Raw genomic sequence first — 26,673 nt, forward strand, 5'->3', positions numbered from 1 at the left:
ACCTACAGGAGACTCTTGATGAAGATCACCTGGTCAATTTTCCCAAAGTGGCCGGAGCTTTCGAGCCGCTCCAAAACTTCGCTGCATTTTTTGCAGGGGCTGCCATCTGCCATTATTTTTTTGACCATGGTGATCTTCATCAAGAGTCTCCTGTAGGTGGCTTGCGGTTTATTTTATTACGAAAATGCTGTTTTTTCTTCGCCCATAGTTCTTTACCTGCAGAAAGTCTCGAGAGCTGTCATCAGGTTTTTAACCTTGGTTATGGATTCCTGATACTCTTGATGGCAGTCTGAATCTGCAACAATGGCTCCTCCACCCCAGCAGTGAAGTTTTTGATTCTGGGCAACCAGAGTTCGGATGGTAATGCTGGTATCCATCCTGTCGTTGCAGCTGATATAGCCTATTGCTCCGCAGTATACATTCCTGGCAACAGCTTCAAGTTCACGAATGATTTCCATGGATCTGATTTTAGGTGCACCGGTGACTGAACCGCCCGGGAAGGCAGATTCCATCAACTCAAGAATGCTGTGTTCCTGACTGAGTTCACCGGTCACTGTGCTGACCAAATGATGGACATTAGCATAACTTTCCAGTTCAAACAGTCTTGGAACGTTAATGCTTCCGGGTTTGCAGACTTTACCAAGATCATTTCTCAGAAGGTCAACAATCATCAGGTTCTCAGAGCGATCTTTTTCGCTGGCCAGTAATTCTTCAGCGTGGGCGAGATCTTCTTCAGGTGTTTTACCACGAGGTCTTGTACCTTTTATGGGGCGAGTTTCTACCTTGGAATCAGTCACTTTTATAAATCGCTCCGGCGAGTGACTCAGGACAGTAACATCAAGATGGGAGAGGTAAGCAGAATAGGGCGCGGGACTGACTTTTCTGAGATATTTGTAGGCCTGCCAGCAATCGCCATGATATCGACTGGTGAATTCCTGAGTCAAATTGACTTCATAGGTATCACCGGCAAGTATGTAGTCCTGCACTTTCTTAAAGGCCGATTCATACTCTGCTTCATTGATGGTGGTAGAAAATTTTTCCTGCAGTTGGAATGGCGCCGCACTCTCGGGCTTTGCTTTGTTATGAATGCGAGCAACAATGCTTTTCTGGTCATTGTCTGGCATATCAGGGTGACTGAAAAAAATGGTTTTTTGCTGTTGGTGATCGGAAATAATGGCCCAGTGGTAGAGGCCTACACTCATTAAAGGCACTTCCAGCTGTCGCGGCTGAATTTTTTCTGGCTCGGTCAAGCCACATAGTTCATAACCCCAGAATCCCAGTGCACCACCCGTGAAGGGTAAATCAGGATGCTCCACTTTTGACATGGTGGCCAGTAAATCATTCAGAATCTTGAACGGGGATTGATCACTCTGAATCCGACTTTCGCCGGATAGACGATTGATGGTCTTAGTGTGGTAATTGCCGTCAACAGTAACAACGGCCCAGGGGTCAGCCGTGATAATGTCATAGCGATTGTGTTGCTCTTTTGTGAAAGAGGGAGAACAGCTGTCAAGATAACAGGCCCAGGGTTGCGCGGTAAAAAGCTCGAAATAAGGGCTGGAGTCACTCATGTACTCCAGTTCAACGATGAATAGCTCTTTCATAGAAGGCATGAAAATCCCGGGTCAGATCAGACGCGCATTCTACCTTCAGAGTGTTGTCGGCGCTACGGACTTTTCTGCTGTTTTATTGTTCAGGAGTGCTTTTAAGAGGCGAGTCGGGCTCTCAGAAAGCAGTTTTAGTTGATTTAGAAGCAATTTCTCTGGCAAGAATATTTGCCAATTACTGGATTGTTAACAATAGTCTGTATATTAAAGCTTGACTGATGTATAAATGGCTTTAAAAAAGAATATTGTAAACAATTATTATGACTGAAACGCTCAGAAACAATGACCCGGTTCGTGTCGGCACTCAGGCGCAAGAAGTTGCGGGCCTGCTGATCGGAGATATTATTTCGGGTCGCTTAAGTCAGGGTTGCCGGATCTCTGAACCAGAGCTCTCAAGAAAGTACGGAGTCGGGCGTGGTCCTCTTCGCGAGGCTCTTTTGAAGCTTGAAGGTACCGGTCTTGTTGTTCGTGCGCCTCATGTAGGCGCCACGGTAGTCACCCTTAACCAGAGTGACTTGTCAGAAATTTTTGCTATTCGGGAGGCGCTTGAGGGTATGGCTGCTCGTCTCGCAGCGATCCATATGTCCGATCAGCAGCTGCTGGATCTCGAATCACTGCTGAAAACACACGCCAGCCATATTCATGAGCAGAATGGTCAGTCATACATTGATCAAGAAGGCGATCTGGATTTTCATTATCGTGTGATCAACGGCTCCTGCAACCAAAGGCTGATCCGATCGCTCTGTGATGAGCTCTATTATCTGATTCAAATGTACCGGAAAACGTCAGGTCGTCCTGCTCGTCCTGAGGAAGCGTTGACTGAGCATCAGATGATCTTCAGGGCTCTGAAAGAGCGTGATGGTGAACTGGCCGAAATATTAATGCGCCGCCATATTGCCCGGGCCAGAAAAGAAATTGAACAATGCATCGACTCCGGTCACCAGCATTAGCAAATGAAGTAACCCTGACCTCAGGGGGGCGAAACGTTTTTCTGGATAAGAAGAGGAAGTCAAATGACTGATAAAAACAACGCGCTTAATCGACTGATTGCTAAAGAAGGCATTGTTACCGCGCCCGGCGTATACGATGGTATCTCTGCCCGTCTGGGTGAGGAGGCGGGTTTCTCTGCCTTATACGGAAGTGGTGGTGCTATAGCGAGAAGCACAGGTGTGCCTGATATTGGTCTGCTGACGTTAACTGAAGTGGTCGATCGCGTTCGTCAAATCTGTGAAGCCACTTCACTTCCTGTGATTGCCGATGCGGATACCGGTTTTGGAAACGAAGTTAATGTCAAGCGCACCGTAAAACTGTTCAGAAACGCCGGCGTGTGTGGCTTTCATCTGGAAGATCAGGAATTTCCAAAGCGCTGCGGGCATCTGGATGGCAAGTCCCTGGTTTCCATCGATGAGATGTGCAAGAAAGTGTCCGTTGCTGCCAGGTACGCCGGTAATGTCACTGTCATAGCAAGAACGGATGCTATTGCAGTAACCGGCTTTGGCGATGCGATCGAACGAGCCAGGGCGTATGTTGAAGCTGGAGCGGATATGTTGTTTGTTGAAGCGCCTCAGACTATTAAGCAGATTGAAGAGATTGCCAGACAGGTAACTGGTCCGAAACTGATCAATATGTTTTACAGTGGCAAGACACCATTGGTACCTACAGAAGCTCTGAAGGCAATGGGTTATCAGCTCATCATCATTCCGTCTGATCTTCAACGAGCGGCAGTGACCGCGATGCGTGAAGTGCTTGAAGTCATCAAGCGTGATGGCAACAGTGGTGCGATTGCCGATGACATGATGACGTTTCAGGAACGTGAGCGTCTGGTTAAGACCCAAGAGTTTCTTAATCCTTAACCGTAACACTCATTCAATAAGAAAAACGGAGAACGATCATGGCAGAAAAGATGCTTTCCAATAAGAAATCGGGCGGCGCCGGCCTGCGTGGTCAGTCTGCTGGTGAAACCGCACTGTGTACCGTTGGTAAAACCGGTTCTGGTCTGACTTATCGTGGCTATGATATCAAGGAGCTGGCTGATAAAGCAGAGTTTGAAGAAGTCGTTTATCTGTTACTTTATGGCAAGCTGCCGAATCAGACCGAGCTTGATGCTTACAAAAACCGTCTGAAAAGTATGCGTTCACTGCCCGATGCCCTGAAGATCGTATTGGAAGAGATCCCTGCCGGTGCACACCCAATGGACGTTATGCGCACCGGTTGTTCAATGCTGGGTAATCTGGAAACTGAGCAGGATTTCTCCGAACAGCTGGATCACATTGACCGTATGCTGGCCCTCTTCCCGGGCATGATTAACTACTGGTTCAACTTCAGTCACAACGGCATCCGAATTAATGTTGATACTGAAGCAGACTCCATTGCTGAGCAGTTTCTGTGGACCTTGCATAACAGGAAGCCGGAACCTCTGCATATAGAGGTAATGCATGCCTCCCTGATCCTTTATGCTGAGCATGAATTTAATGCTTCTACCTTCACCGGCCGAGTTTGTGCTTCCACTCTCTCTGATGTTCACAGCTGTGTAACCGCTGCAATCGGCTCACTGCGTGGACCTTTACATGGCGGTGCAAACGAGGCAGCTATGGCAATGATTGAGAACTGGCGCTCTGCCGATGAAGCGGAGCAGAACATTATGACCATGCTGGCTCGTAAAGAAAAAATTATGGGCTTCGGTCACGCGATTTACCGTGAGTCTGACCCTCGTAACGATATTATTAAAGAGTGGTCAAAGAAACTGTCTGAGCATTCAGTTGATGAATACCTGTATGCTGTTTCCGAGCGTGTTGAGGCGGTCATGTGGCGTGAAAAGAAATTGTTCTGTAATGCTGATTTCTTCCACGCTTCTGCCTATCACTTCATGGGCATTCCAACCAAACTGTTTACACCGATCTTTGTTTGTTCACGTGTTTCTGGTTGGACTGCACACGTCATGGAGCAGCGTGCTAATAATCGTATTATTCGTCCTTCTGCGGACTACACCGGTCCAGAAAGTGTTGACTGGGTGGCGATCAAAGATCGTCCATAAAACTGAAGGACTGATGTTATGAACAGTGCATATCGCAAACCATTACCGGGCACCCGACTGGACTATTTCGACACTCGTGCAGCCATCGAAGCCATTCAGACTGGTGCCTACGCAAGGCTGCCATACACCTCTCGCGTTCTGGCTGAGCAGCTCGTTCGTCGCTGTAATCCTGCAATCTTGACAGAGGCCCTCAAGCAGATCATAGAACGCAAGCGCGATCAGGACTTTCCCTGGTATCCTGCTCGTGTCGTGTGTCATGATATTCTCGGTCAAACAGCTCTGGTTGATCTGGCTGGCCTGCGTGATGCGATTGCTGAGCAGGGGGGGGGACCCTTCCGAGGTCAATCCAGTTGTTCCAACACAGTTGATTGTTGATCACTCACTGGCTGTAGAGTCCGGTGGTTCTGACCCCCTGGCTTTTGAAAAGAACCGTGCCATTGAAAATCGTCGTAATGAGGATCGTTTTCACTTTATTGAGTGGACCAAAACGGCCTTTAAAAATGTTGATGTTATCCCGGCGGGTAACGGTATCATGCACCAGATTAATCTGGAGAAAATGTCTCCGGTTATTCAGGTCCGTGAAGGTGTCGCTTATCCGGATACTTGTGTTGGCACTGACAGCCATACGCCCCATATCGACGCGCTGGGTGTTATTGCGATGGGTGTAGGTGGGCTGGAAGCTGAAACGGTTATGCTTGGGCGTCCTTCCATGATGCGTCTTCCAGAGATTATTGGTGTTGAGCTGGTAGGCAAGTGTCAACCTGGTATGACAGCAACCGATATTGTTCTGGCCATTACAGAGTTTTTGCGAAAAGAACGTGTTGTTTCTTCTTACCTCGAGTTCTTTGGTGAAGGTGCTGCAGATCTGACCATTGGTGACCGTGCCACTATTTCCAACATGACACCGGAGTTTGGTGCTTCCGCGGGCATGTTTTACATTGATGAGCAAACCATCGATTATCTGAAGCTGACTGGGCGCAAGCCGGAGCAGGTGGCGCTGGTTGAAAATTATGCCAAGGTCAGCGGCCTCTGGGCAGATGATCTGAAAACGGCTGAGTACGAGCGTGTACTCACGTTTGATTTGTCCAGTGTTGTTCGAAACATGGCGGGGCCATCCAGCCCGCATCGTCGTTTGCCCACCTCGGAACTGGCTGAGCGCGGCATTGCTGTCGATCTGGATAAAGCTCAGACCCAAGAAAAAGCAGGTCTTCTACCCGATGGTGCTGTGATTATTGCTGCCATCACCAGCTGTACCAATACCAGTAATCCTCGAAATGTTGTGGCTGCAGGCCTTATTGCTCGCAAGGCCAATAAGCTCGGTCTGGTTCGTAAGCCCTGGGTTAAATCCTCTTTTGCGCCAGGCTCCAAAGTTGCGAGGCTTTACCTTCAAGCCTCAGGATTATTACCTGAGTTGGAGAAACTGGGTTTTGGGATTGTCGGTTATGCCTGTACGACTTGTAACGGTATGAGTGGTGCCCTGGACCCGGACATTCAGAAAGAATTGATTGATCGCGACCTCTATTCTACAGCAGTATTATCCGGTAACCGCAACTTTGACGGCCGTATTCACCCTTATGCCAAGCAGGCTTTCCTTGCTTCTCCGCCTCTGGTAGTCGCTTATGCCATTGCCGGTACCGTACGTTTTGATATAGAAAAAGATATACTCGGTACGGATAAAGAGGGTAATGCTGTCACACTGAAAGACATTTGGCCAAGTGATGAAGAGATCGATGAGATCGTTGCTGAGTATGTGAAACCTGAGCAGTTCAACGAAGTTTACATCCCCATGTTTGACTTGGGTATGACAGAAGAAGCCAAGAGTCCTCTTTACGACTGGCGTCCAATGAGTACCTACATACGGCGTCCTCCATACTGGGAAGGAGCTCTGGCCGGAGAGCGAACTTTGAAAGGCATGCGCCTTCTGGCTCTCTTGGGTGACAACATTACTACCGATCACCTGTCACCATCAAATGCCATCCTGGCAACTTCTGCTGCGGGTGAATATCTTTCGAAAATGGGATTGCCTGAAGAGGATTTCAACTCTTATGCCACACATCGTGGTGACCATCTAACCGCACAGCGAGCGACTTTTGCCAACCCTAAACTGCTGAACGAAATGTGCCTCGATGACAGGGGAGCAGTGAAACAGGGTTCTCTGGCCCGTATTGAGCCTGAAGGTAAAGAAACCCGAATGTGGGAAGCGATTGAAACCTACATGAACCGCAAGCAGCCACTGATTATTGTTGCAGGTGCCGATTATGGTCAGGGGTCATCCCGTGATTGGGCTGCGAAAGGTGTACGTCTAGCCGGTGTTGAAGTCATCGTGGCTGAAGGTTTTGAACGTATCCATAGAACCAATCTGGTGGGTATGGGGGTTCTGCCGCTGGAATTCAAGGATGGCACCACCCGAAAGACTCTGGGTCTGGATGGTACTGAAACCTATGATGTAGTCGGCAGGCGTAGGCCACTAGCGAACCTGACGCTGCTGATTCACCGTGCCAATGGAAAAAGGTTGGAAGTGCCCGTCATTTGTCGTCTTGATACGGAAGAAGAAGTGTCTGTATACGCTGCTGGTGGTGTACTGCAACGATTTGCCAAGGACTTTCTGGAGGGCAAATAAGAATGTCGCATGAGCCTCAGATCAAGGTGCCCGCTAGTTATATTAGAGGCGGCACCAGTAAAGGCGTTTTCTTTAGTCTGGAAGATCTGCCTGAGCGCGCACAGGTTGCCGGCGAAGTCCGGGACAACCTGTTGTTGCGTGTGATTGGTAGCCCTGACCCCTACGGGAAGCATACTGACGGTATGGGGGGGGCTACTTCAAGCACCAGTAAAACTGTCATTTTGTCGAAAAGCAGCCAGCCGGATCACGATGTTGATTACCTGTTTGGTCAGGTTTCCATTGATAAGCCCTTTGTAGACTGGAGTGGTAATTGTGGCAACCTGACCGCTGCTGTCGGTGCGTTTGCAATCAGTAAAGGTCTGGTTGATCCCGTTCGTGTACCTGTAAATGGTGTTTCTGTAGTGCGCATCTGGCAGGCCAACATCAAAAAGACCATCGTTGCTTATGTGCCCATCACTAACGGAGAGGTCCAGGAAACTGGAGACTTTGAGCTGGATGGTGTCACTTTCCCGGCGGCAGAAGTTCAGGTGGAGTTTCTTGATCCAGCAGACGACGAAGGGGCTATGTTTCCAACGGGTAACCTGATCGATGATCTGGAAGTTCCTACTCATGTTGTGGAGTGTGCGAGGCTAAAAGTGACGCTGATTAATGCGGGTATTCCAACTGTTTTCCTGAATGCGCAGGAGTTGGGCTATACCGGAACCGAGTTGCAGGAGGCCATAAATGGCGACCAAGAGGCGCTGGCTCGTTTTGAAACTATTCGCGCTCATGCTGCGGTTAAGATGGGGCTCATTGACCATATAGATGAAGCTGCGCAACGTCAGCACACTCCCAAGATAGCCTTTGTGGCTAAGCCCACCCCTTATACCGCATCCAGTGGTAAAGAGATCAAAATGGATGATATTGATCTGTTAGTGAGAGCCTTGTCTATGGGTAAGCTTCACCACGCGATGATGGGTACCGCTGCGGTAGCCATCGGTATTGCTGCTGCTATTCCCGGAACACTGGTGAACCTGGCGGCAGGTGGCGGTGAACATAAAAGGGTTCGTTTCGGACACCCTTCCGGAATTCTGCGTGTTGGAGCCGAACCTGTCTTGGAAAACGGAGAGTGGAGGGCGAAAAAAGCCATTATGAGTCGCAGTGCCCGAGTTCTCATGGAAGGCTGGGTAAAGATCCCCGGAGATTCTTTTTAAATTCGTGAGTCCGTTAAATACTACTTCAGTCGTCGTTTCAGTTGAGCAAGATCCATGATACGAGTAGAAATTTCTTCAACGGAGTAATCAGTACTGTTGATATAGGGAATACGCTCCTTGCGATAAATCCGCTCAATCGTGTGGATTTCAAACTGACATTGCTGACTGGACGAATAACGTGAGTTCGGGCGTCTCTCGTTACGAATACCAGCCAGTCGGCCGGGGTGTATCGTCAGTCCGAATAGTTTGTCCCTGTGTGGTTGCAAGGGTTTGGGAAGCCTGAGTGGTTCATCCAGATCTTCTTCTGTGATGGGATAGTTCGCTGCAAAGATACCAAACTGCAGACCCAGGTAAATGCAGGACGGAGTTTTGCCACTTCTGGATGCTCCCAGCAGAATAATATCCGCTTTGTCATAATTTCTTGTTTTTGCTCCGTCATCATTATCAAGAGCAAATTGAACGGCTTCTATACGTCGGTGGTAACTGTGGCTGTGAGTTGTGGAACGTTTCTTGCCTGTTCTATAGAGAGGGTGTTGACCAAACTCATGCTCAAGGCCCGGTAGAAAAGTTTGGAAGAGGTCTATTATATAGGCACCACTCGTGTGGAGTATGCGACTAACGTCTTCATTCAGTACTGTCATGAAGACGACAGGTCTAATTTGTTCTTCTTTGTGAATACTGTGAATCTTCTCAATCAGCTGAATGGTTTTTTCAGTTGAATCTATATAAGGGAAGGTAACGTGTTGAAACTCATGACCTTCAAATTGCGCGAGGAGGCTCTGTCCGAACGACTCTGCAGTGATTCCGGTACCGTCTGAAACAAAAATTGCCGTTCTTTTCACTTTTTTTCCTTCAAGGTATTTCATTTTATAACAAAATCTAACATAGTGTACCTGCCGAAACACGGAAGCGATAGGCTGGACTGAATTTGGTATATCAGACGGTTGTCTTTTGTACAAGAAAGCCAAGCGCCGGCCATAAGCATACAAGCGCACCTGGCTAGCCGAAACAGCCATAAGCAGATAGAAAAGAGCGGGGAATGCTGCTTTGAATAATTTTGTAGTGGGCCTGGAAACTCTGGGCATGGGTGACGTCGAAAAAGTAGGCGGGAAGAACGCCTCTCTGGGCGAGATGATCAGTGGTTTGAGCAAAGTCGGGGTAAAAGTCCCTGGTGGTTTTGCAACAACGGCAGAGGCTTATCGGGACTTTCTCGATGGCAATGGACTGTATCAAAGAATTCATAGCCTTCTGGATGACCTGGATATCAATGATATCAGGGCACTGACCACGGCTGGTGCAAAAATACGTCGCTGGATTATGGATGAGCCTTTCAGGCCGGAACTGGAAGAGTCCATTATCAAAGCTTACCAGTCTCTTTCCGGAGATGATGATCTGCCAGTGGCGGTTCGCTCCTCGGCAACGGCGGAAGACCTTCCAGACGCCTCTTTTGCTGGTCAACAAGAGACTTTCCTGAATATTCGCGGCGCAGAAAACGTATTGGTAGCTGTTCGCGAAGTGTTTGCTTCACTTTTTAATGACCGAGCTATTGCTTACCGTGTTCATCAGGGCTTTGATCACAGGAATGTGGCGCTGTCTGCCGGTATTCAGAGAATGGTACGCAGCGAGACCGGTTCTTCCGGGGTTCTCTTTACTCTGGATACTGAGTCTGGTTTTGATCAGGCTGTATTTATTACGGCTTCTTACGGTTTGGGGGAGACGGTCGTACAGGGTGCCGTCAATCCGGATGAATTTTACGTCTACAAGCCTGCAGTCAGAGCCGGACGCCCTGGTGTTTTGAGACGTACTCTGGGCAGCAAGGCGATTAAGATGGTATACGGCCGGGGCGGTTCTGCAGGGCGTTCGGTAGAAACAGTTGATGTGGATCTGGATGCCAGAGGGCAGTTTTCTATCAGCGATGAGGACGCCACCGAATTGTGCCGTCAGGCCATGGCTATTGAAGCGCATTACGGCTGCCCAATGGATGTCGAGTGGGCTAAAGATGGTGATGATCAGCAACTCTATATTGTGCAGGCTCGCCCTGAAACCGTGCAAAGCCAGAATAGTGGCAGAAAACTGGAAAGTTACATCCTTAGAGAGAAGGGGGAATTGCTGGTTGAAGGTCGCAGTATTGGTCAGAAAATCGGTCAGGGCAAGGTTCGTCTGATTGAAGATATTGATGAGATGGACAAGGTTCAGCAAGGCGATGTGCTGGTTACTGACATGACTGATCCTGATTGGGAGCCGGTGATGAAACGGGCATCTGCCATCGTGACGAATCGGGGTGGCAGAACCTGTCATGCGGCTATCATTGCGCGTGAGCTGGGCATTCCTGCTGTTGTGGGTTGCGGCGATGCGACTTACAGGCTCAGGGAAGGTGCTTTGGTAACGGTCTCCTGTGCAGAAGGTGATACGGGTTTTATTTATGAGGGCTTGTTGAACTTTGAACATAAGGTCAGAGATCTGGATGTTATGCCGGAACTGCCTTTTAAGCTGATGATGAACGTGGGAAATCCAGACCGTGCTTTCAGCTTCTCTCGACTGCCAAATAAGGGAGTAGGTCTGGCCAGGCTTGAATTCATCATCAACAAGATGATTGGTGTGCATCCCAAAGCCCTGCTGAATTTTGAGCGGCTGCCTGCGGATGTGAAGCGTCAGGTGGGGGAGCGCATTTCAGGCTATGGCAGTCCGGTAGACTTTTATGTTGATAAGCTGGTGGAAGGCGTCTCTACCATTGCCGCAGCCTTTGCTCCGGAAAAAGTCATTGTTCGCTTATCTGACTTCAAGTCCAATGAGTACTTCAATCTGTTGGGTGGCCATCTCTATGAGCCCCATGAAGAAAACCCGATGCTGGGCTTCCGGGGAGCGTCACGTTATATCTCTGAAGATTTTCAGGATTGTTTTGAACTGGAATGCCGGGCCATGAAGCGGGTTCGTGATGAAATGGGGCTGGCCAATGTTGAGCTGATGGTGCCATTTGTTAGAACGCCGAACGAAGCAGCTCAGGTGACTACCATCATGGAAAAGTTGGGTCTGAAACGAGGTGAAAACGGTCTGCGAGTCATCATGATGTGCGAGCTGCCTTCCAATGCGTTGATGGCAGAGGACTTCCTTCAGTACTTTGATGGTTACTCCATTGGTTCCAATGATATGACTCAGCTAACTCTGGGTCTGGACCGGGATTCTGGCTTGATTGCCCATCTCTTTGATGAACGTAATCCGGCCATCAAGCAGTTATTGTCGATGGCTATTCAGGCTTGTAGAAAGCAAGGTAAGTACATAGGTATTTGCGGTCAGGGCCCCAGTGACCACCCTGATTTCGCCAGGTGGCTGATGGAGGAGGGTATTGAGACAGTATCCCTGAATCCGGACTCTGTGCTGGAAACCTGGTTGTACCTTGCTGATAATGGATCTCAATAGTTTGATGCAAAGATGAAGCTCGCAATGCGGGCTTCATCATCTCTGTTTATACTGACTATTCAATTCCCTTGTCTTCTTTACTCTCCTGATTCCTGTAGACTTTTTGCCATCAGATCCTGTCTGTAAAAATAAGGAAAGAAGAATGACCCGGTTTACTACCCCTGATCTTTGTGATGAATTTCCCGAACAGGTTTCCGTTGCTGAATCTGGTTTCAGAAACTTTGGTGGCGTTAATGCTTTTCATGGGCAAGTCGTGACCCTGAAATGTTTTGAAGATAATTCCCTGGTGCGTGAGTGGGTAGGTCAGCCAGGAGAGGGCAGGGTGCTGGTAGTTGATGGCGGGGGGTCCATGCGCAGAGCCATGCTGGGCGATATGCTGGCAGAGCGAGCCGTTGAAAACGGTTGGGCAGGGATTATTATTTATGGCTGCATCAGGGATGTCGATATCATTGCCGATTTGTCATTGGGCGTTCAGGCGCTGGGTTGTCATCCCATGAAAACGGATAAAAAGGGGGTGGGTGAAAGTAATCTGGTGGTCTCTTTTCATGGTGTTGATTTTGCACCCGGGGGTTATGTCTACGCCGATAATAATGGAATTCTGTTCTCTCAGGAAAGGTTGATTTGATAAGCTTCTTCGCTTTTAGATCACCATAAGATTTATGAGTAGCGAAGTTTTATCCCTGATAATGAAAGAGCAGAGCAGAGCTTTTTTAATAAAAAAGGCTCTTCAGGTATTAATGTTGTAAATAAGTCTCATGAGTTAGCTGGAATAAGTAAAATTGTTAAGAGATAATTTAATGGGTTCTTGAGAAGTAAATATTCAACAGGGTTCTGTTCAGCAAAGGCCTACCTCTTGGAATAGTTACCTCAATTCAGGGTGCAGACCCTTATACTTTGACAATTTCCGGTAGAGCAGGTCATGCAGTGGCAGTCCCTTTGGGCTTTCGTAAAGATGCTATGCATAAAGCATCAATATTAATAAATCGCTCATATGAGCTGAGTTGCAATAATGATTTTATGCTGACAGTAGGTAGGATTATTACTCCTATTGCTATGATATTTTTGCCTTTTTTTGAAAAGCCAAGTCATGTTTCTGAAGAGAATGTAAAATATTCAGGTGTTGAAAAGGCTGTGCATTTATTAACAAAAACTCTGATAGTTTTAGGAGAAAAATAATGGGTTTTGAAGTTTGGGTTTTATACTTGGTTTCAATTTTTCTGGTCATTATGATACCAGGTCCTTTATCCTTGTTGATGGTTTCCAATTCTGTGCGTTATGGAATTATTAGATCATATCCCTCTTTTTTAGGTGGAACTGCTGCATCATCCTTGTATTTAGTTGTGTCCGCAACTGGGTTAGGCGTCATAATTACTGCTTCTGATCATTTATTTATGATGCTGAAGGTTTTAGGTGCAGTTTATTTGGTATATCTGGGATTTATGACTATCAGAGGATCTATTAATAAAATACCTGAAAGCACAACGGGTTTTGAGTCTGGCGAATCTCCAAAATTTAATAATTTATTTAAAAAATCATTTTTTTTAGGGGCAAGTAATCCAAAAGATATTATCTTTTTCATGGCCTTCTTGCCTCAATTTATTTCATCAGAAAAACCATTGTTGGATCAAATTGTAATTGTTGTTGTGACTTGGATGCTGGTAGATTTAGTTTGCAAATTACTCTACGGTCTTCTAGCTAAAATCATAAAGCCTATTCTAAGAACAGAAAAGAGCAAATCTATATTTGATAGATCTACAGGTGCTTTCTACATAATAGCGGGCATTGCAGCAGTATTGATTGTTTAGCTGCTTTTTTCAGATTCTAAAGCCTTATTTTAATGAGGTGATATCTGATTTTTACAGCAGGATTGGGTCATTGTTGAATGATTCTGGCGTACTCTTCAATATCGATGTTTCCTCCTGAGGCAATGATCACGGTTGTCTTTTCTCTGAACTTTTCTGAGTGCTGTAACAGTGCTCCGAGTCCGATAGCGCCGCTGGGTTCGAGGATAAGTTTCATATTAAATGCAGCAAATCTAATGCCTTCATTTACAAACGCTTCATCAACGGCCAGCCCTGCGACCTCAGAATTCTGTACGATCAAGAGATTTGTTTCACCGGGGCTCAGGGCTTGAAGAGCGTCACAGGAGCTGACGAGATTGCCATTTGCCCTGGCCCGACGACCTTGTTCAATCGACAAGGTCATTCCTTCATATCCGGACGGTTCAATAGCCAGTACCTGAGTTTCAGGGTAGTTGACGGTGTTAAAGACCATACTTGAGCCTGCAACCAGACTGCCTCCACCGGTTGGACATAACAAAAAGTGGCAAGTCTCACCAAGCTGCTCAAGCTGTTCGGAAGTTTCTATAGCGACAGCGGACTGACCTTGTATCAGGGTGGCATCATCAAAAGGGTGAAGAAGAGAGTAGTTATGCTGTTGGGAGAGTTTAACGGCCTCCGCAGCAGCTGCCTCCTCTCTGGATGGTTGAGATTCATCACAGAGTTTGACTTCGGCGCCGTGGGCAAGGGCACTGTCTATTTTGTTCTTGGGGGCATCGGCGGGCATAACAATGTGAACATCAATGCCCAGAATTTCGCCTGCTGCGGCCAGCCCTCTGGCAAAATTGCCGGAAGAGTAGGCAACGACGCCGCGTGATTTCTCCTGTTCAGTCAGCTGCAGCAGTCTGTGAAGGGCTCCCCTGAATTTGAAAGCGCCGGTTTTTTGCAAAGATTCAGCTTTCACAAATACTTTGCCCTGGACTCTTGCTCCCAGCTCTTCGCAGTGAATCAGAGGTGTCTTTCGAGTGTAGCTCTGCTGGCTTTGGTAGATTTTCTTCAGGGTTTTCAAACCAGGGGTAGACAGGGGGGTCGGCATAGGGGTTCCATTTTGTACAACTCTGTACAGGATAGACACTATGCAGGAAGAAGGGGTTCCTATCGGTTTGGAAAATTGTGCGTGATCAGAAGCAGCTCTTCATCTCTTGAGAGATTAAGAGCTGCTGTCAGCTGGTAAACATCGTGGGAAATCCAAAAACTCCCCATAATCGGTTGAGTGACTAGCGGTCTTTTTGAATCACGTGCGTGATATGGTCAAAGTAACCTGTACCCACTTCTTTCTGGGGGCATAAGAAGGTGTAACCTCGTTCAAATGCCGCCTGCTCTGGTTGCTGAACCATCTCCGCATAATGTTTCATGCCCTGCCCCTGACCATAGTGGTAGGCCAGATCGAACATGTTGTGCCACATGCTATGAATACCCGCCAGTGTGATGAACTGAAATTTGTAGCCCATCTCACTCAGTTCATCCTGGAAGCGGGCAATAGTTTTATCGTCCATGTTCTTTTTCCAGTTAAAGGAAGAAGAGCAATTGTAGGCCAGCAATTGATCCGGGTATTCGGAACGGATAGCCTGGGCAAAGGTTCTGGCCTCATCCAGATCCGGTGACGCCGACTCGTACCAGAGAAGATCAGCAAAAGGTGCGTAAGCCAGTCCTCGGGCAATTGCCTGTTCAATTCCCTTGCGGGTGCGATAGAAGCCTTCTTTGGTTCTCTCACCCGTCAGGAAAGGTCGATCATAGTCATCAATGTCGGAGGTGATCAGATCAGCCGTGCTGGCATCGGTTCTTGCCATAAGCAGAGTGGGCACTCCGGCAACATCGGCAGCTAGTCGGGCAGAAATCAGTTTGTCGACAGCTTCCTGAGTAGGGACAAGCACTTTGCCACCCATGTGGCCGCACTTTTTGACGGAAGCCAGCTGGTCCTCAAAGTGAACGCCTGCAGCGCCGGCTTCGATCATGCTTTTCATTAGCTCATAAGTGTTACGGACTCCGCCAAAGCCATCTTCACCGTCGGCAATAATAGGGGCGAACATATCTGTGTAGCCTTCATCGCCGGGTTCGATGCCGTTTTTCCATTGGATCTGGTCTGCTCTCATGAAACTATTGTTCATTCTTTCAATTAACGCCGGTACTGAGTCTACCGGGTAGAGAGATTGGTCGGGATACATAGAACTGGCTGAATTATTGTCCGCGGCCACTTGCCAGCCGGACAGGTAAACGGCTTCCAGTCCCGCCTTAACCTGTTGCAGTGCCTGACCCCCTGTCAGTGACCCCAGACTGTTAACGTAACCCTTGCGTGATTTATTTTCGTAGAGTAAAGTCCAGAGCTTGTTTGCTCCCATTTGCGCAAAGGTATTTTCTACCTTTATAGAACCGCGCAGACGGACCACATCCTCAGCTTTGTAGGTGCGTTTTACGTTGGCCCAACGAGGATTTTCTGACCAGTCCTTTTCGATGCGGGCAATCTCTTCAGCGCGATTATAAGTAGACATTGTATCGCCTCTCCTGAAAGTCAAACGGTTGTTTGTCAAGGCAATTTCAATCTATAACAAAAGATAACAAACTTGATAATTTATTATCGTTATAGTGGATATTCTCATCGAAAATACCACTTTACCCCTTCTTTAAAGGCTGAGTCTTTTACTAAAGGAATGCTTTCCAATAGACAGAAAGTTGCTTTCAAAGGCTATAAAACCGGCCTTTCTGGGTTCGGTTGTCCTGAGAAGGCCGTCAAAGCAGTTATCACCGCTCATAACAGTGAATGAGGGCGGTTTTTAGAATCAAGCGATTGTTTGACTTTGTGGCGGGGATATCTCTATTCTTGGCCGTCTGGCGAACCGCTTCAGGATGTAAACAAAAAATATGAACTTGGCTCGTGTCGATCTGAACCTGCTAGTGTATCTGGATGTGCTTCTGCGAGAAAGAAGTGTCACCAAAGCGGCTGAGCAATTGGGCATAACCCAGCCAGCTATGAGTAATGGGTTGAAAAGACTCAGAAGTCTGTTTAATGACCCTTTGTTGGTAAGAACCAGTGAGGGTATGTCGCCTACAGAGAGGGCTCTCGCCCTGAAACCTCAGATTGCAGACGCCCTGAAACTTTTGGAGCAGGCTGTCCTGCCCAGGGATGCTTTTAATCCCGGAGAAAGTTCCAGAGTGTTTCGTGTTATGGCCAGTGATTATTCTGAATCTACAGTGATCCCGATGGTGCTAAAAAAGCTCAGGTCTGAGGCTCCGGGCATCACCCTTGATATTCTCACACCCAGTGATGTGACCTTTCATGATGTGGAACATGGTCGTGTTGATATGGCCATTAACCGCTTCAGTCATATGCCGCAATCTTTTCATCAGTCACTGATCTGGGAAGACTCTTTTTCCTGTGTTCTGAGTCGGGACAATCCGGTTATTAATAATTTCACTCTTGAGAGTTATCTGTCTGCCCAGCATATTTGGGCAAGTAAAACAGGTATGGGTGTTGGGGTGGGTATTGATCCAAAAGATATTCAGCAACTCGGGTGGGTTGATGAGGCACTGTCGGCAATCGGTCACAAACGTGATATCAGGGTTCTGACGAGGCATTATCAGGTAGCCATGTTGCTTTCCTCTCAAAATGACCTTATTGCGACTCTGCCCAGTAAGTTGGCTGAATTACACCGTCATGAAGATGAGTTGGTGGTTTTGCCGCCTCCGTTTGAGATTCCAGCTATCCAGCTTCGTATGGCCTGGAGTCCTTTGTTGCATCACGATGCAGGGCACAACTGGTTACGGCAGGTTATCAAAGCGACTACTCAGCAATCTCATCAAGAAGCTGAGTCTGCTTGATAACATATGATAATTTGTGTGAAATAATTCACCGCATTGTATGGAATATCATGTTAACTGGTGTTAATCTTTGACTGCCTCTGAGCGATGAAGGCTTGTTGACTGTTCTGCCTGTCGAAATCCTGATCGCACCTACACGAGACTCACCGAAAGGTAAAACAAAATGAACTGGTTAACACAACTGGACACAGAGCATACTCTCTTCGCAGTGGCTGATGAGTGCATTGAGAATACATCAGAAAGCTACTACCTGATCATTGCCGAGCAAAAGCAGGAATCCCATCCGGACGATTAAGTCCCGGAATGTAGAAAGGCCGCCATTGTGCGGCTTTTCTGTGCATAAGCTTTGTTAATAATTGCTATTTATTGAAAAAATATCATATATAACTGAGTTGAATTGGTCATCACTTGTCGGTTCAAACAGAATAGTGTCAGGCTTGAGCTGTCGGGTTTTTTGCTGAAATCGGGCGGTTTGTCTCAAGAATAACAGCGTGTAGAAGGAAGGCGTATGGCTGATCGTATTCAGATCGGAGGTTTGCAGGTAGCGGCCCCTATCCACAATCTTTTGGTTGAAGCTATCGAGGGCACTGGAGTGACTCCAGAGGCCTTCTGGTCAGGTTTTGAGCGTGTTTTGGATGAGTGCGTCGTTGAAAACAGGGCTCTGCTGCAGAGGCGAGAAGCTCTGCAAAATCAAATTGATCAGTGGCACAAAGAGCATAAGCAGCAGCCACATGATCCTTCTGCCTATAAACAGTTTTTGTTGGAAATTGGATATCTACAATCTGAAGGCGGAGACTTTGAGATTGCGACGGAAAATGTTGATACAGAAATTGCATCTCAGGCCGGACCTCAGCTGGTTGTTCCAGTGATGAATGCTCGTTTTGCCCTGAATGCAGCGAACGCCCGTTGGGGAAGCCTTTACGACGCGCTGTATGGTACCGATGCTATTCCGGAAAATGATGGTGCTGAACGCGGCAAGGCCTACAACCCCGTCCGGGGGCAGAAGGTCATTGCTTTTGGTAAGGCGTTGCTTAATCAGGCGGCACCTCTGGTCAAAGGAAATCATTCCGAGGTAACTGGTTATGCTATTAAGGAAGGCGAGTTGGCACTTTCTCTGGGAGATGGTAGTGTCACGGCGCTGGCTCAGCCTGAAAAGTTTGTTGGCTACACAGGGAGTGAAAATGATCCCGGCAGCGTTCTGATCAAAAACAATGGCCTCCATATTGAGATTCAAATTGACCGTCGATCCCCAATTGGGGTGACCGATGCTGCTGGGGTGAAAGATCTGGTGGTAGAAGCAGCTCTTACAACCATCATGGATTGTGAAGATTCCGTGGCTGCCGTAGATGCCGAGGATAAAGCACTGGTTTATCGGAACTGGCTCGGATTAATGAAAGCTGACTTGCAGGAAACGTTTGTTAAAGGTGACAAAACCTTAACTCGCAAGCTGGTGGCTGATCGCAACTATACATCCCCTGCAGGTGAAGCGTTTTCTCTGCACGGTCGGAGCCTGATGTTTGTTCGAAATGTCGGACACCTGATGACCACTGATGCCATTCTGGATCATCAGGGGAATGAGATTCCGGAAGGCATTATGGACGGCATGTTCACTTCACTGATTGCCATACACGATCTTAAAAAGCAGAAAGGTATCAGAAACTCTCGCACGGGCAGTGTTTATATTGTTAAGCCAAAAATGCACGGACCTGAAGAGGTAGTCTTCACCAATAGGTTGTTTGGTAAGATTGAGGAGGTTTTGGGTCTGAGGGAGAATACCCTGAAAGTTGGTATAATGGACGAGGAACGTCGTACTTCTGTTAATCTCAAAGCTTGTATCCGGGCTGCCAGAGATCGCGTAGTCTTTATTAATACAGGCTTCCTTGATCGTACCGGAGATGAAATTCACACCAGTATGGAAGCTGGTCCAATGATTCCAAAAGGTGAGATGAAGCAGTCTGCCTGGATCAATGCCTACGAGGATCAAAATGTTGAAGTAGGTCTTGATTGTGGTCTGGCCGGTCGAGCCCAGATTGGTAAAGGTATGTGGGCTATGCCGGATGAAATGGCCAAGATGCTGGCGACTAAAATCGGACATCCCCAGTCAGGAGCGAATACGGCCTGGGTGCCTTCACCTAATGCCGCGACGCTGCACGCAACACACTATCATTCCGTATCTGTCATTGAAGTTCAGGAGTCTATAGCTGAGCGTCAGAGAGCGAGTCTGGATGATCTTCTGACTATACCTCTGCTGCAGGACAGGTCTTCTCTGACAGAAGATAGGATTCAGCAGGAGCTGGACAACAATGCCCAGGGTATTCTCGGTTATGTCGTTCGTTGGGTAGATCAGGGTGTGGGTTGTTCAAAAGTGCCAGATATCCATGATGTAGGCTTGATGGAAGATCGTGCAACACTGCGCATTTCCAGTCAGCATATGGCTAACTGGATGAGGCATGGTGTTTGCTCTGAGGAGCAGGTAATGGATGCCTTGAGGCGAATGGCTAAAGTAGTCGATGAGCAGAATGCCGGGGATCCTGAGTACTGCCCTATGGCTGTCGATTATGATGCCAGTGTCGCTTTTAAAGCGGCGTGCGAGCTGGTCTTGAAAGGTTGTCAGCAGCCCAATGGTTACACTGAACCGGTGCTGCATGCGAGAAGGCGTGAGTTTAAAGCCGCTGCAAAATGAAATAGCTGAACGGTTATCAACAAGGCCCTCAACTGAGGGCTTTGTTGATTTGAAACAGTCTGCTTCACTTCGCTATCGTCAGATCAGATTGCTTTGGCTTGAGTGGCTGCGTTACCCACATAGTTGCCAGGTGTCAGCTTCTTCAGTTCTGCTTTTACCTCAGTTGGCATGTCCAGCTCATCAATAAAGGTTTCCAGAGTCGTCCGGGTGATACCGTCCTGACCACGAGTCAGAGCCTTGAGTTTTTCGTAAGGCTGGTCGATGCCATAGCGGCGCATGACGGTCTGGATAGGTTCTGCCAGAACTTCCCAGGCATTATCCAGGTCTTCATTCAGACGGTCGGCATTGGCCTGAAGCTTGCCAATACCTTTCAGAGTGGAAGCGTAGGCAATCAGGCTGTAACCCAGGCCGGCCCCCAGGTTGCGCAGAACGGTTGAGTCTGTCAGGTCACGCTGCCAGCGGGAAACAGGCAGTTTCATTGCCAGATGCTGCATGACGGCATTAGCAATGCCCAGGTTGCCTTCAGAGTTTTCAAAGTCAATTGGATTGACTTTGTGGGGCATAGTAGAAGAGCCTACTTCGCCGGCCACGGTTTTCTGCTTGAAGTATCCCAGAGAGATGTACCCCCAAATGTCACGATCAAAATCGATCAGGACGGTGTTAAAGCGACAAATGGCATCAAAAAGTTCAGCGATGTAGTCGTGAGGCTCAATCTGGGTGGTATAGGGGTTCCATTCCAGGCCCAGGCTGGTGACAAACTTTTCAGCATGATGCTGCCAGTCAACTTCAGGGTAGGCGGACAGGTGAGCATTGTAGTTACCTACGGCGCCGTTGATTTTGCCCAGTGGGGTGATCCGGATTATTTGCTGAACCTGACGGCGTAGACGGTAGGCTACGTTTGCCATCTCTTTGCCAAGCGTAGTGGGAGAGGCTGTTTGTCCGTGGGTGCGGGACAGCATCGGTTGATCGCTATGCTGATAAGCAAGGTTTTCGATTTCTTTGATGATTTGTTGCATCGGCGGCAGTACCGCTTGTTCCATGCCGGTCTTCAGCATCAGTCCGTGGGACAGGTTGTTGATGTCCTCGGAAGTGCAGGCAAAGTGAACAAACTCACTGATAGCAGACAATTCGTTGTCATCTTGTACCTTTTCTTTGATCAGATACTCAACGGCTTTAACATCATGGTTGGTGGTGCGCTCAATTTCCTTGACGCGCTGGGCATCTTCAAGGGAAAAGTTGTCGATCAACTGGTCCAGGAGGGCGCTAGCTTCGTTGGAAAGCGCCGGAACTTCACAGATTTCGGGGTGACTGGCCAGTGCCTGTAACCATTTAACTTCAACAGTTACCCGGAAGCGGATCAGGCCATACTCACTGAAAATGCTTCTCAGGCTTTGGGTTTTGTCCCCATAGCGACCGTCGACGGGGGAAACAGCAGTCAGTGCAGACAGCTCCATGTTTAACATGCCTTATGCTCGTAGAAAGGGCGCATCATAACGGAAAACCGCCAACGATGCAGGGTGGATGATTCGGTTATAGCTGATTCAAGCCATTCAATAGTTTTTTTCTGCTGAATAATAACTGCCAACGGCTACCACCTGTCTGGCGCCACAGGATGGCTGACCGTATCCCGGCAAATAAAATGGCGCGTATCTTGTCAGCATTGCCAGGGTTTTGCAGGTGTTGGATATCGCCTGAAACCTGTACTCTTGTTTTAAAAGTACTGATGGTATCGAGATAAATACTGGCAAGGTTGGCAATTACATTCTCATGAAGGATGCCAAAGTGGTTGGCCTGTTCCTTGCAGCGCTCCAGGCGCTGGGAAATCTTACTCAGCATATTGCGATTGCGGGAAAGTTTGCGTTCGAGGTGTATCAGGGTCAGTGCGTAGCGGACGGTGTCGGCCTGGATTGCGTCGGCCTGACGCTGGAGGACGTCGTTTAGAATTTTTCTGCCAGCGAGTAGACTCTGGTAGCCATTGAAGACATCTTCGACACGGTCAGGAGTGGTGACAAACAGGCTGCCAATCAGCGGCTCCAGCGACTCTTGACTGATTTGCCCGCTTTTGGCCAGACGTTCTACAAGGCCAGCAGCCTGGAAAATGGCTGAGAGGGCAGCTGCCTGTTCCTTTGTTGTGTATTGCACCTGAGTTTCTCTACCTTATGCGTGCTTTCTCTATCCGGAAGGTCGCCTGCTCCCGGATTTGGAGAGTTGAATTCGTAGAACCGATTGATGGCTTATTGAATGTGGGCTTCACTCAGAGAGTGGTGCCTGGTTTCAATGACTCCGCCGCCCAGACAAATATCATTTTGGTAAAAAACGACAGATTGTCCCGGGGTAACTGCTCTTTGGGGTTTGTCAAAAATCACAAAATATCTTCCGTCTGTCTTTTGCTCAAGGCGGCAGGCCTGGTCCTGCTGGCGATAGCGGATTTTGGCGGTTAACCTGGCTGGCAGTTCGGGCGCTGAACCTGCGATCCAAAATATTTCACAAGCAGTCAGGGCTTCTGAAAACAGCATGGGGTGATTATTGCCCTGTGCAACGATTAGCCGATTGTTCTCAAGGTCTTTATCAACGACATACCAGGGGGATTCTGAAGCGCCTTTCAGTCCACCAATGCCAAGGCCCTGTCTTTGGCCAATGGTATGGTACATCAAGCCCAAATGCTCGCCAATTATTTCACCCTGATCGGTCGCAATGCTACCTGGCTGAGCCGGAAGGTATTGTTTCAGGAAGTCACGGAAGCGGCGTTCACCAATAAAGCAGATGCCGGTACTGTCTTTCTTGTTGTGGGTGGTTAGACCGTGTTTTTCTGCAATGCGGCGAACTTCAGGCTTTGCTATTTCTCCCACTGGGAACAGGGTTCTGGCCAGCTGTTTGCTGCCAACCTGATGCAGGAAATAGCTTTGGTCTTTGTTGGTGTCAAGACCCTTTTTTAGACAAGCCTGACCATTAGTGCTGTCGCTGCGAGCGTAGTGGCCCATGGCGATATAGTCAGCTTCCAGTGTCTGGGCATAATCCAGAAAAGCCTTGAACTTTATCTCCTTGTTGCAGAGGATGTCAGGGTTAGGGGTACGTCCGGCCTTGTATTCCTGCAAGAAGTGCTCGAAGACGTTGTCCCAGTACTCAGCAGCGAAATTAGCTTTATGGAGTTTAATGCCGATTCTGTCACAAACGGCTTGAGCATCTTCCAGATCGGTCATGGCTGTACAGTATTCAGTGCCGTCATCTTCCTCCCAGTTTTTCATGAACAGGCCTTCTACCTGGTAACCCTGCTCTTTGAGCAGAAGTGCAGATACGGATGAGTCTACACCACCGGACATGCCCACGATTACACGGGTGTCCTTGAAGCTTTTTTCAGAAAAATTGGTACAAGTGTCTATCATGGTTACTGTATGGCTGGATCAGGAAGCCGGGCATTGTACCTGTCCGGCAAATTCACTTCTATAGAGTCTTTCGATGCGCAAACAGAAGATTGTGTAGCAAAACTACATTTATTCCTTACGCTCATTGGTATATCTTATAGGCGATAACGTCAAAAGCGTTACGGGGCTGTGCAAATAAAGTGATAAATAGTGGTCGTCAAACTCCACTTAAACCCCTCCGCAGAGGCACCACAGCCAGTTGTTTTTTGGAGATAACATGACAACAGATACAACCAGAATTATTTACACTATTACCGACGAAGCTCCCGCCTTAGCCACCTATTCACTGCTCCCAATCATCAAGGCTTTTACCCGAGCCGCTGGCGTAGCTGTTGAAACCAAAGATATTTCACTGGCTGGTCGAATCATTGCTAATTTTCCTGAGAAGCTGAGTTCAGAACAAAAACAGAGTGATGCCCTGTCTGAGCTGGGTGAACTGGCCAAGGTGCCTCAGGCAAACATCATCAAGTTGCCAAATATCAGTGCTTCTATTCCGCAACTTACGGGCGCGATCAAAGAGCTTCAGGAGCACGGTTATGACATTCCGGATTTTCCTGTAGAGCCTGGGAATGCTGAACAAGAAGCGATCAAAGCTCGCTACGCTAAGGTGCTTGGTAGTGCGGTAAACCCGGTTCTCCGTGAAGGGAATTCAGATCGCCGTGTTGCAGCTCCTGTCAAAGAGTATGCGAAGAATAACCCTCATTCTATGGGTGTCTGGTCTGCTGATTCTAAATCTCACGTTGCTCACATGCAAAGCGGTGACTTCTACTCCAGTGAACAGTCAGCTGTTATGCCCGAGGCAACAGATGTAAGAATAGAATTTGTTGGCGAGGACGGCTCTGTTTCTGTACTGAAACCGGTCACGAGCCTGCTGGCTGGTGAAGTTATTGACAGTGCTCTCATGAGTGTGAAGGCTTTGAGAGCATTCTATGAATCTTCTGCTCAGGAAGCTAAAGAGCAGGATATTCTTCTGTCACTGCACCTCAAAGCCACCATGATGAAGGTTTCTGACCCGATCATGTTTGGTCATGCAGTCACAGTCTTCTTTAAAGATGTGTTTGAGAAGCACGCTACCTTATTTTCAGAGCTGGGTGTTGATCCAGACAACGGTCTCGGTGACGTTTATGCCAAGATTGCCAAACTACCTGCTGACCAACAGGAAGAAGTAAAAGCGGATATTCAGGCTGTCTACAACACCCGTCCTGAGTTGGCAATGGTAGATTCCGATAAGGGTATCACTAACCTGCACGTACCGAACGATGTCATTATCGATGCGTCTATGCCTGCCGCCTTGCGCTCTTCAGGTCAGATGTGGGGTCCCGATGGCAAGCTGCATGACACTAAAGCCATGATTCCTGATCGTTGCTATGCAGCCATCTATCAGGAGGTCATCGATTTCTGTAAGAAAAACGGTGCTTTCGATGTTGCCACCATGGGCAATGTTTCCAACGTAGGTCTGATGGCTCAGAGAGCAGAAGAATACGGTTCTCATGACAAAACCTTTAAGGCGCCTGCAAACGGCATTATCCGTGTTGTAGAAGAGTCCGGCAGCACAGTGTTTGAGCACAATGTTGAAGAGGGTGACATCTGGAGAATGTGTCAGACCAAAGATGCGCCGATTCGCGATTGGGTCAAGCTGGCTGTTAACCGTGCCCGAGCAACAGGTGCTTTGACTCTGTTCTGGTTGGACCAAAACCGTGCTCACGACGCCAACCTGATTGCCAAGGTTAACGAATACTTGAAGTTTCACGATACTAAGGGCTTGGATATCCGTATTCTGTCTCCGGTAGAGGCTTGCCGCCTCAGCATGGAAACTATTCAGGCGGGTAAAGATGCCATTTCCGTAACCGGTAACGTTTTGCGAGATTACCTGACCGACCTGTTCCCGATCCTGGAGCTGGGGACCAGCGCCAAAATGCTCTCTATCGTACCTCTGCTGGCTGGCGGTGGTCTTTTCGAGACCGGTGCTGGCGGTTCTGCGCCCAAGCACGTCCAACAGTTTGTTAAAGAGAATCACCTGCGTTGGGACTCTTTGGGCGAATTTCTGGCTATCGCTGTATCGCTTGAAGACATTGCGGTTAAAACCGGAAATATCAGGGCCCAGATCTTGGCTGACACATTGAACGCTGCAATTGGTCAATATCTGGATGCTGACAAGTCACCTTCGAGAAAAGTGAAAGAGCTGGACAACCGCGGAAGTCATTTTTACCTGGCTCAGTTCTGGGCAGAAGCACTAGAGGCGCAGGAGGCGGATCAGGATCTCAGCAGTAAGTTTTCCGTTCTGGCAAAAGAGCTTGTTGAGAAAGAAGAGCAGATTGTCTCAGAACTGACAGCTTGCCAGGGTGGTGCTGTTGATCTGGGTGGCTACTATGAACCGGCTCCAGCTAAAGTCACTGAAGCCATGCGTCCAAGCGCTACCTTTAATGCAGCAATTGATGGTCTGATTTAGTTTTTGATCTTCTTTCTGTGCATAAAAAATGGCTGCAGACTTTCACTGTGGTCATTTTTTTGCCTGTCAGATCAACTGATTATTTTTCTGATTCTTTGTCTGTTTTATTTCGGCTGTCAGTCGATGGTATTAACGAAGTCAATAGCTTTTGAGATGACGATTGAAGTAAATAGTTTTTCTTTGCTCTCAGCGTGTTTAGAATGGAGGTCAGGGCGTTGTGCTTTTGACGTTTGTACGTCTCGACACCTGGTTACAGGCGGTCCAGAGCCTGGTTAATTAAGCTGTAAATTCACCTGGAAGCGAGTGCAATGCAGCAGATAGCAGTTCATCAATACATGAGTAATTTTGAGTGGCTTCGTCTAAGCTTAGAAAATGAAGGGACAGAGCAGGAAGGCGATCATGATGTCGCACTGGCACCAGCTAAAGCCAGAGTCAAACCGCCCGCTATGTATCAGGTACTGCTCTTGAATGATGATTTTACACCGATGGATTTTGTGGTTGAGGTCCTGGAGAAATTTTTCAGCATGAATAGTGAACAGGCGACACAGGTCATGCTGATGGTTCATACGCAAGGCAAGGCTGTATGTGGATTAT

The 26,673-nt window shown here is 48.0% G+C and carries 20 protein-coding genes and 1 pseudogene; 14 read left to right on the forward strand and 7 right to left on the reverse strand.

Annotated elements, in window-relative coordinates:
- Positions 1-212: 212 nt before the first annotated feature.
- On the reverse strand, positions 213-1,613 hold the full coding sequence (gene pabB / locus KDK17_RS07285; RefSeq protein ID WP_257287725.1) for an aminodeoxychorismate synthase component I: 1,401 nt from the start codon (positions 1,611-1,613) through the stop codon (positions 213-215).
- 254 nt (positions 1,614-1,867) lie between these two features.
- Here pabB and KDK17_RS07290 point away from each other — a divergent pair, with 254 nt between their 5' ends.
- The 5 genes and pseudogenes from KDK17_RS07290 (at position 1,868) to prpF (ending at position 8,454) form a co-directional block, all read left to right on the forward strand.
- Positions 1,868-2,557 carry a GntR family transcriptional regulator gene (locus KDK17_RS07290; RefSeq protein ID WP_257287726.1) on the forward strand — a complete coding sequence of 230 codons (690 nt, stop codon included), beginning with the start codon at positions 1,868-1,870 and terminating at the stop codon, positions 2,555-2,557.
- A 63-nt stretch (positions 2,558-2,620) separates the two neighbouring features.
- Entirely contained in the window at positions 2,621-3,460 is an 840-nt protein-coding gene (locus KDK17_RS07295) for an oxaloacetate decarboxylase (protein ID WP_257287727.1), read from the forward strand.
- A 50-nt stretch (positions 3,461-3,510) separates the two neighbouring features.
- Positions 3,511-4,641, forward strand: a complete 1,131-nt coding sequence (gene prpC / locus KDK17_RS07300; RefSeq protein ID WP_373691573.1) for a 2-methylcitrate synthase — start codon at positions 3,511-3,513, stop codon at positions 4,639-4,641.
- 18 nt (positions 4,642-4,659) lie between these two features.
- Positions 4,660-7,261, forward strand: a pseudogene (gene acnD / locus KDK17_RS07305) (Fe/S-dependent 2-methylisocitrate dehydratase AcnD).
- A gap of 2 nt (positions 7,262-7,263) precedes the next feature.
- Complete coding sequence (gene prpF / locus KDK17_RS07310; RefSeq protein ID WP_257254866.1) at positions 7,264-8,454, forward strand: 2-methylaconitate cis-trans isomerase PrpF; 1,191 nt, start codon at positions 7,264-7,266, stop codon at positions 8,452-8,454.
- A gap of 20 nt (positions 8,455-8,474) precedes the next feature.
- Here the strand turns inward: prpF and KDK17_RS07315 are convergent, their stop codons facing one another.
- Complete coding sequence (locus KDK17_RS07315; protein WP_257254865.1) at positions 8,475-9,296, reverse strand: pyruvate, water dikinase regulatory protein; 822 nt, start codon at positions 9,294-9,296, stop codon at positions 8,475-8,477.
- A 205-nt stretch (positions 9,297-9,501) separates the two neighbouring features.
- On the opposite strand from KDK17_RS07315, the gene ppsA reads away from it, so the two are divergent.
- The 4 genes from ppsA to KDK17_RS07335 all read left to right on the forward strand — a co-directional run bounded on the left by ppsA (position 9,502) and on the right by KDK17_RS07335 (position 13,676).
- Positions 9,502-11,871 (forward strand): phosphoenolpyruvate synthase, encoded by a 2,370-nt coding sequence (gene ppsA / locus KDK17_RS07320; RefSeq protein ID WP_257287729.1) that lies wholly within the window; start codon positions 9,502-9,504, stop codon positions 11,869-11,871.
- Positions 11,872-12,013: 142 nt separating this feature from the next.
- Entirely contained in the window at positions 12,014-12,496 is a 483-nt protein-coding gene (gene rraA / locus KDK17_RS07325; RefSeq protein ID WP_257254863.1) for a ribonuclease E activity regulator RraA, read from the forward strand.
- 269 nt (positions 12,497-12,765) lie between these two features.
- Positions 12,766-13,047: a hypothetical protein gene (locus KDK17_RS07330; RefSeq protein WP_257254862.1), complete on the forward strand. Its 282-nt coding sequence runs from the start codon at positions 12,766-12,768 to the stop codon at positions 13,045-13,047.
- Entirely contained in the window at positions 13,047-13,676 is a 630-nt protein-coding gene (locus KDK17_RS07335; protein WP_257287730.1) for a LysE family translocator, read from the forward strand. Before KDK17_RS07330 ends, KDK17_RS07335 begins: the two co-directional genes overlap by 1 nt.
- A gap of 67 nt (positions 13,677-13,743) precedes the next feature.
- On the opposite strand, the gene KDK17_RS07340 is transcribed toward KDK17_RS07335, so the two are convergent.
- Together KDK17_RS07340 and aceA are read right to left on the reverse strand one after the other, a co-directional pair.
- Positions 13,744-14,745 (reverse strand): threonine/serine dehydratase, encoded by a 1,002-nt coding sequence (locus tag KDK17_RS07340; protein ID WP_257254860.1) that lies wholly within the window; start codon positions 14,743-14,745, stop codon positions 13,744-13,746.
- A gap of 181 nt (positions 14,746-14,926) precedes the next feature.
- Positions 14,927-16,198 (reverse strand): isocitrate lyase, encoded by a 1,272-nt coding sequence (gene aceA / locus KDK17_RS07345; RefSeq protein WP_257254859.1) that lies wholly within the window; start codon positions 16,196-16,198, stop codon positions 14,927-14,929.
- Between the two features lie 370 nt (positions 16,199-16,568).
- On the opposite strand from aceA, the gene KDK17_RS07350 reads away from it, so the two are divergent.
- From KDK17_RS07350 to KDK17_RS07360, 3 genes are all read left to right on the forward strand, one after another.
- On the forward strand, positions 16,569-17,525 hold the full coding sequence (locus KDK17_RS07350; RefSeq protein WP_257275389.1) for a LysR family transcriptional regulator: 957 nt from the start codon (positions 16,569-16,571) through the stop codon (positions 17,523-17,525).
- A 163-nt stretch (positions 17,526-17,688) separates the two neighbouring features.
- Complete coding sequence (locus KDK17_RS07355; protein WP_257254857.1) at positions 17,689-17,820, forward strand: hypothetical protein; 132 nt, start codon at positions 17,689-17,691, stop codon at positions 17,818-17,820.
- A gap of 213 nt (positions 17,821-18,033) precedes the next feature.
- A complete protein-coding gene (locus tag KDK17_RS07360; RefSeq protein WP_257254856.1) occupies positions 18,034-20,208 on the forward strand; it encodes a malate synthase G in 2,175 nt (724 codons plus the stop codon).
- Positions 20,209-20,291: 83 nt separating this feature from the next.
- On the opposite strand, the gene purB is transcribed toward KDK17_RS07360, so the two are convergent.
- From purB to mnmA, 3 genes are all read right to left on the reverse strand, one after another.
- Positions 20,292-21,662 carry an adenylosuccinate lyase gene (gene purB / locus KDK17_RS07365; RefSeq protein WP_257279755.1) on the reverse strand — a complete coding sequence of 457 codons (1,371 nt, stop codon included), beginning with the start codon at positions 21,660-21,662 and terminating at the stop codon, positions 20,292-20,294.
- A 76-nt stretch (positions 21,663-21,738) separates the two neighbouring features.
- Positions 21,739-22,350, reverse strand: coding sequence for a high frequency lysogenization protein HflD (gene hflD, locus KDK17_RS07370; protein WP_257254854.1), 612 nt, complete (start codon positions 22,348-22,350; stop codon positions 21,739-21,741).
- A gap of 92 nt (positions 22,351-22,442) precedes the next feature.
- Positions 22,443-23,591 carry a tRNA 2-thiouridine(34) synthase MnmA gene (mnmA, locus tag KDK17_RS07375; RefSeq protein ID WP_257254853.1) on the reverse strand — a complete coding sequence of 383 codons (1,149 nt, stop codon included), beginning with the start codon at positions 23,589-23,591 and terminating at the stop codon, positions 22,443-22,445.
- 256 nt (positions 23,592-23,847) lie between these two features.
- On the opposite strand from mnmA, the gene KDK17_RS07380 reads away from it, so the two are divergent.
- Together KDK17_RS07380 and KDK17_RS07385 are read left to right on the forward strand one after the other, a co-directional pair.
- Positions 23,848-26,079: an NADP-dependent isocitrate dehydrogenase gene (locus KDK17_RS07380; RefSeq protein WP_257279497.1), complete on the forward strand. Its 2,232-nt coding sequence runs from the start codon at positions 23,848-23,850 to the stop codon at positions 26,077-26,079.
- Positions 26,080-26,387: 308 nt separating this feature from the next.
- On the forward strand, positions 26,388-26,673 hold a 286-nt coding region (locus KDK17_RS07385), incomplete at its 3' end, for an ATP-dependent Clp protease adaptor ClpS (protein WP_257287731.1).

It is taken from the genome of Endozoicomonas sp. SESOKO2, from assembly GCF_024606245.1.
In the GTDB taxonomy this organism is placed as follows: Bacteria; Pseudomonadota; Gammaproteobacteria; order Pseudomonadales; family Endozoicomonadaceae; genus Endozoicomonas_A.

Excerpts from the sequence above, each read along its gene's own strand:
- pabB (WP_257287725.1), bottom strand. The coding sequence starts at position 1,613 with ATGCCTTCTATGAAAGAGCTATTCATCGTTGAACTGGAGTACATGAGT.
- KDK17_RS07290 (WP_257287726.1), top strand. The coding sequence starts at position 1,868 with ATGACTGAAACGCTCAGAAACAATGACCCGGTTCGTGTCGGCACTCAG.
- KDK17_RS07295 (WP_257287727.1), top strand. The coding sequence starts at position 2,621 with ATGACTGATAAAAACAACGCGCTTAATCGACTGATTGCTAAAGAAGGC.
- prpC (WP_373691573.1), top strand. The coding sequence starts at position 3,511 with ATGCTTTCCAATAAGAAATCGGGCGGCGCCGGCCTGCGTGGTCAGTCT.
- prpF (WP_257254866.1), top strand. The coding sequence starts at position 7,264 with ATGTCGCATGAGCCTCAGATCAAGGTGCCCGCTAGTTATATTAGAGGC.
- rraA (WP_257254863.1), top strand. The coding sequence starts at position 12,014 with ATGACCCGGTTTACTACCCCTGATCTTTGTGATGAATTTCCCGAACAG.
- KDK17_RS07335 (WP_257287730.1), top strand. The coding sequence starts at position 13,047 with ATGGGTTTTGAAGTTTGGGTTTTATACTTGGTTTCAATTTTTCTGGTC.
- KDK17_RS07340 (WP_257254860.1), bottom strand. The coding sequence starts at position 14,745 with ATGCCGACCCCCCTGTCTACCCCTGGTTTGAAAACCCTGAAGAAAATC.
- aceA (WP_257254859.1), bottom strand. The coding sequence starts at position 16,198 with ATGTCTACTTATAATCGCGCTGAAGAGATTGCCCGCATCGAAAAGGAC.
- KDK17_RS07350 (WP_257275389.1), top strand. The coding sequence starts at position 16,569 with ATGAACTTGGCTCGTGTCGATCTGAACCTGCTAGTGTATCTGGATGTG.
- KDK17_RS07355 (WP_257254857.1), top strand. The coding sequence starts at position 17,689 with ATGAACTGGTTAACACAACTGGACACAGAGCATACTCTCTTCGCAGTG.
- KDK17_RS07360 (WP_257254856.1), top strand. The coding sequence starts at position 18,034 with ATGGCTGATCGTATTCAGATCGGAGGTTTGCAGGTAGCGGCCCCTATC.
- purB (WP_257279755.1), bottom strand. The coding sequence starts at position 21,662 with ATGGAGCTGTCTGCACTGACTGCTGTTTCCCCCGTCGACGGTCGCTAT.
- mnmA (WP_257254853.1), bottom strand. The coding sequence starts at position 23,591 with ATGATAGACACTTGTACCAATTTTTCTGAAAAAAGCTTCAAGGACACC.
- KDK17_RS07380 (WP_257279497.1), top strand. The coding sequence starts at position 23,848 with ATGACAACAGATACAACCAGAATTATTTACACTATTACCGACGAAGCT.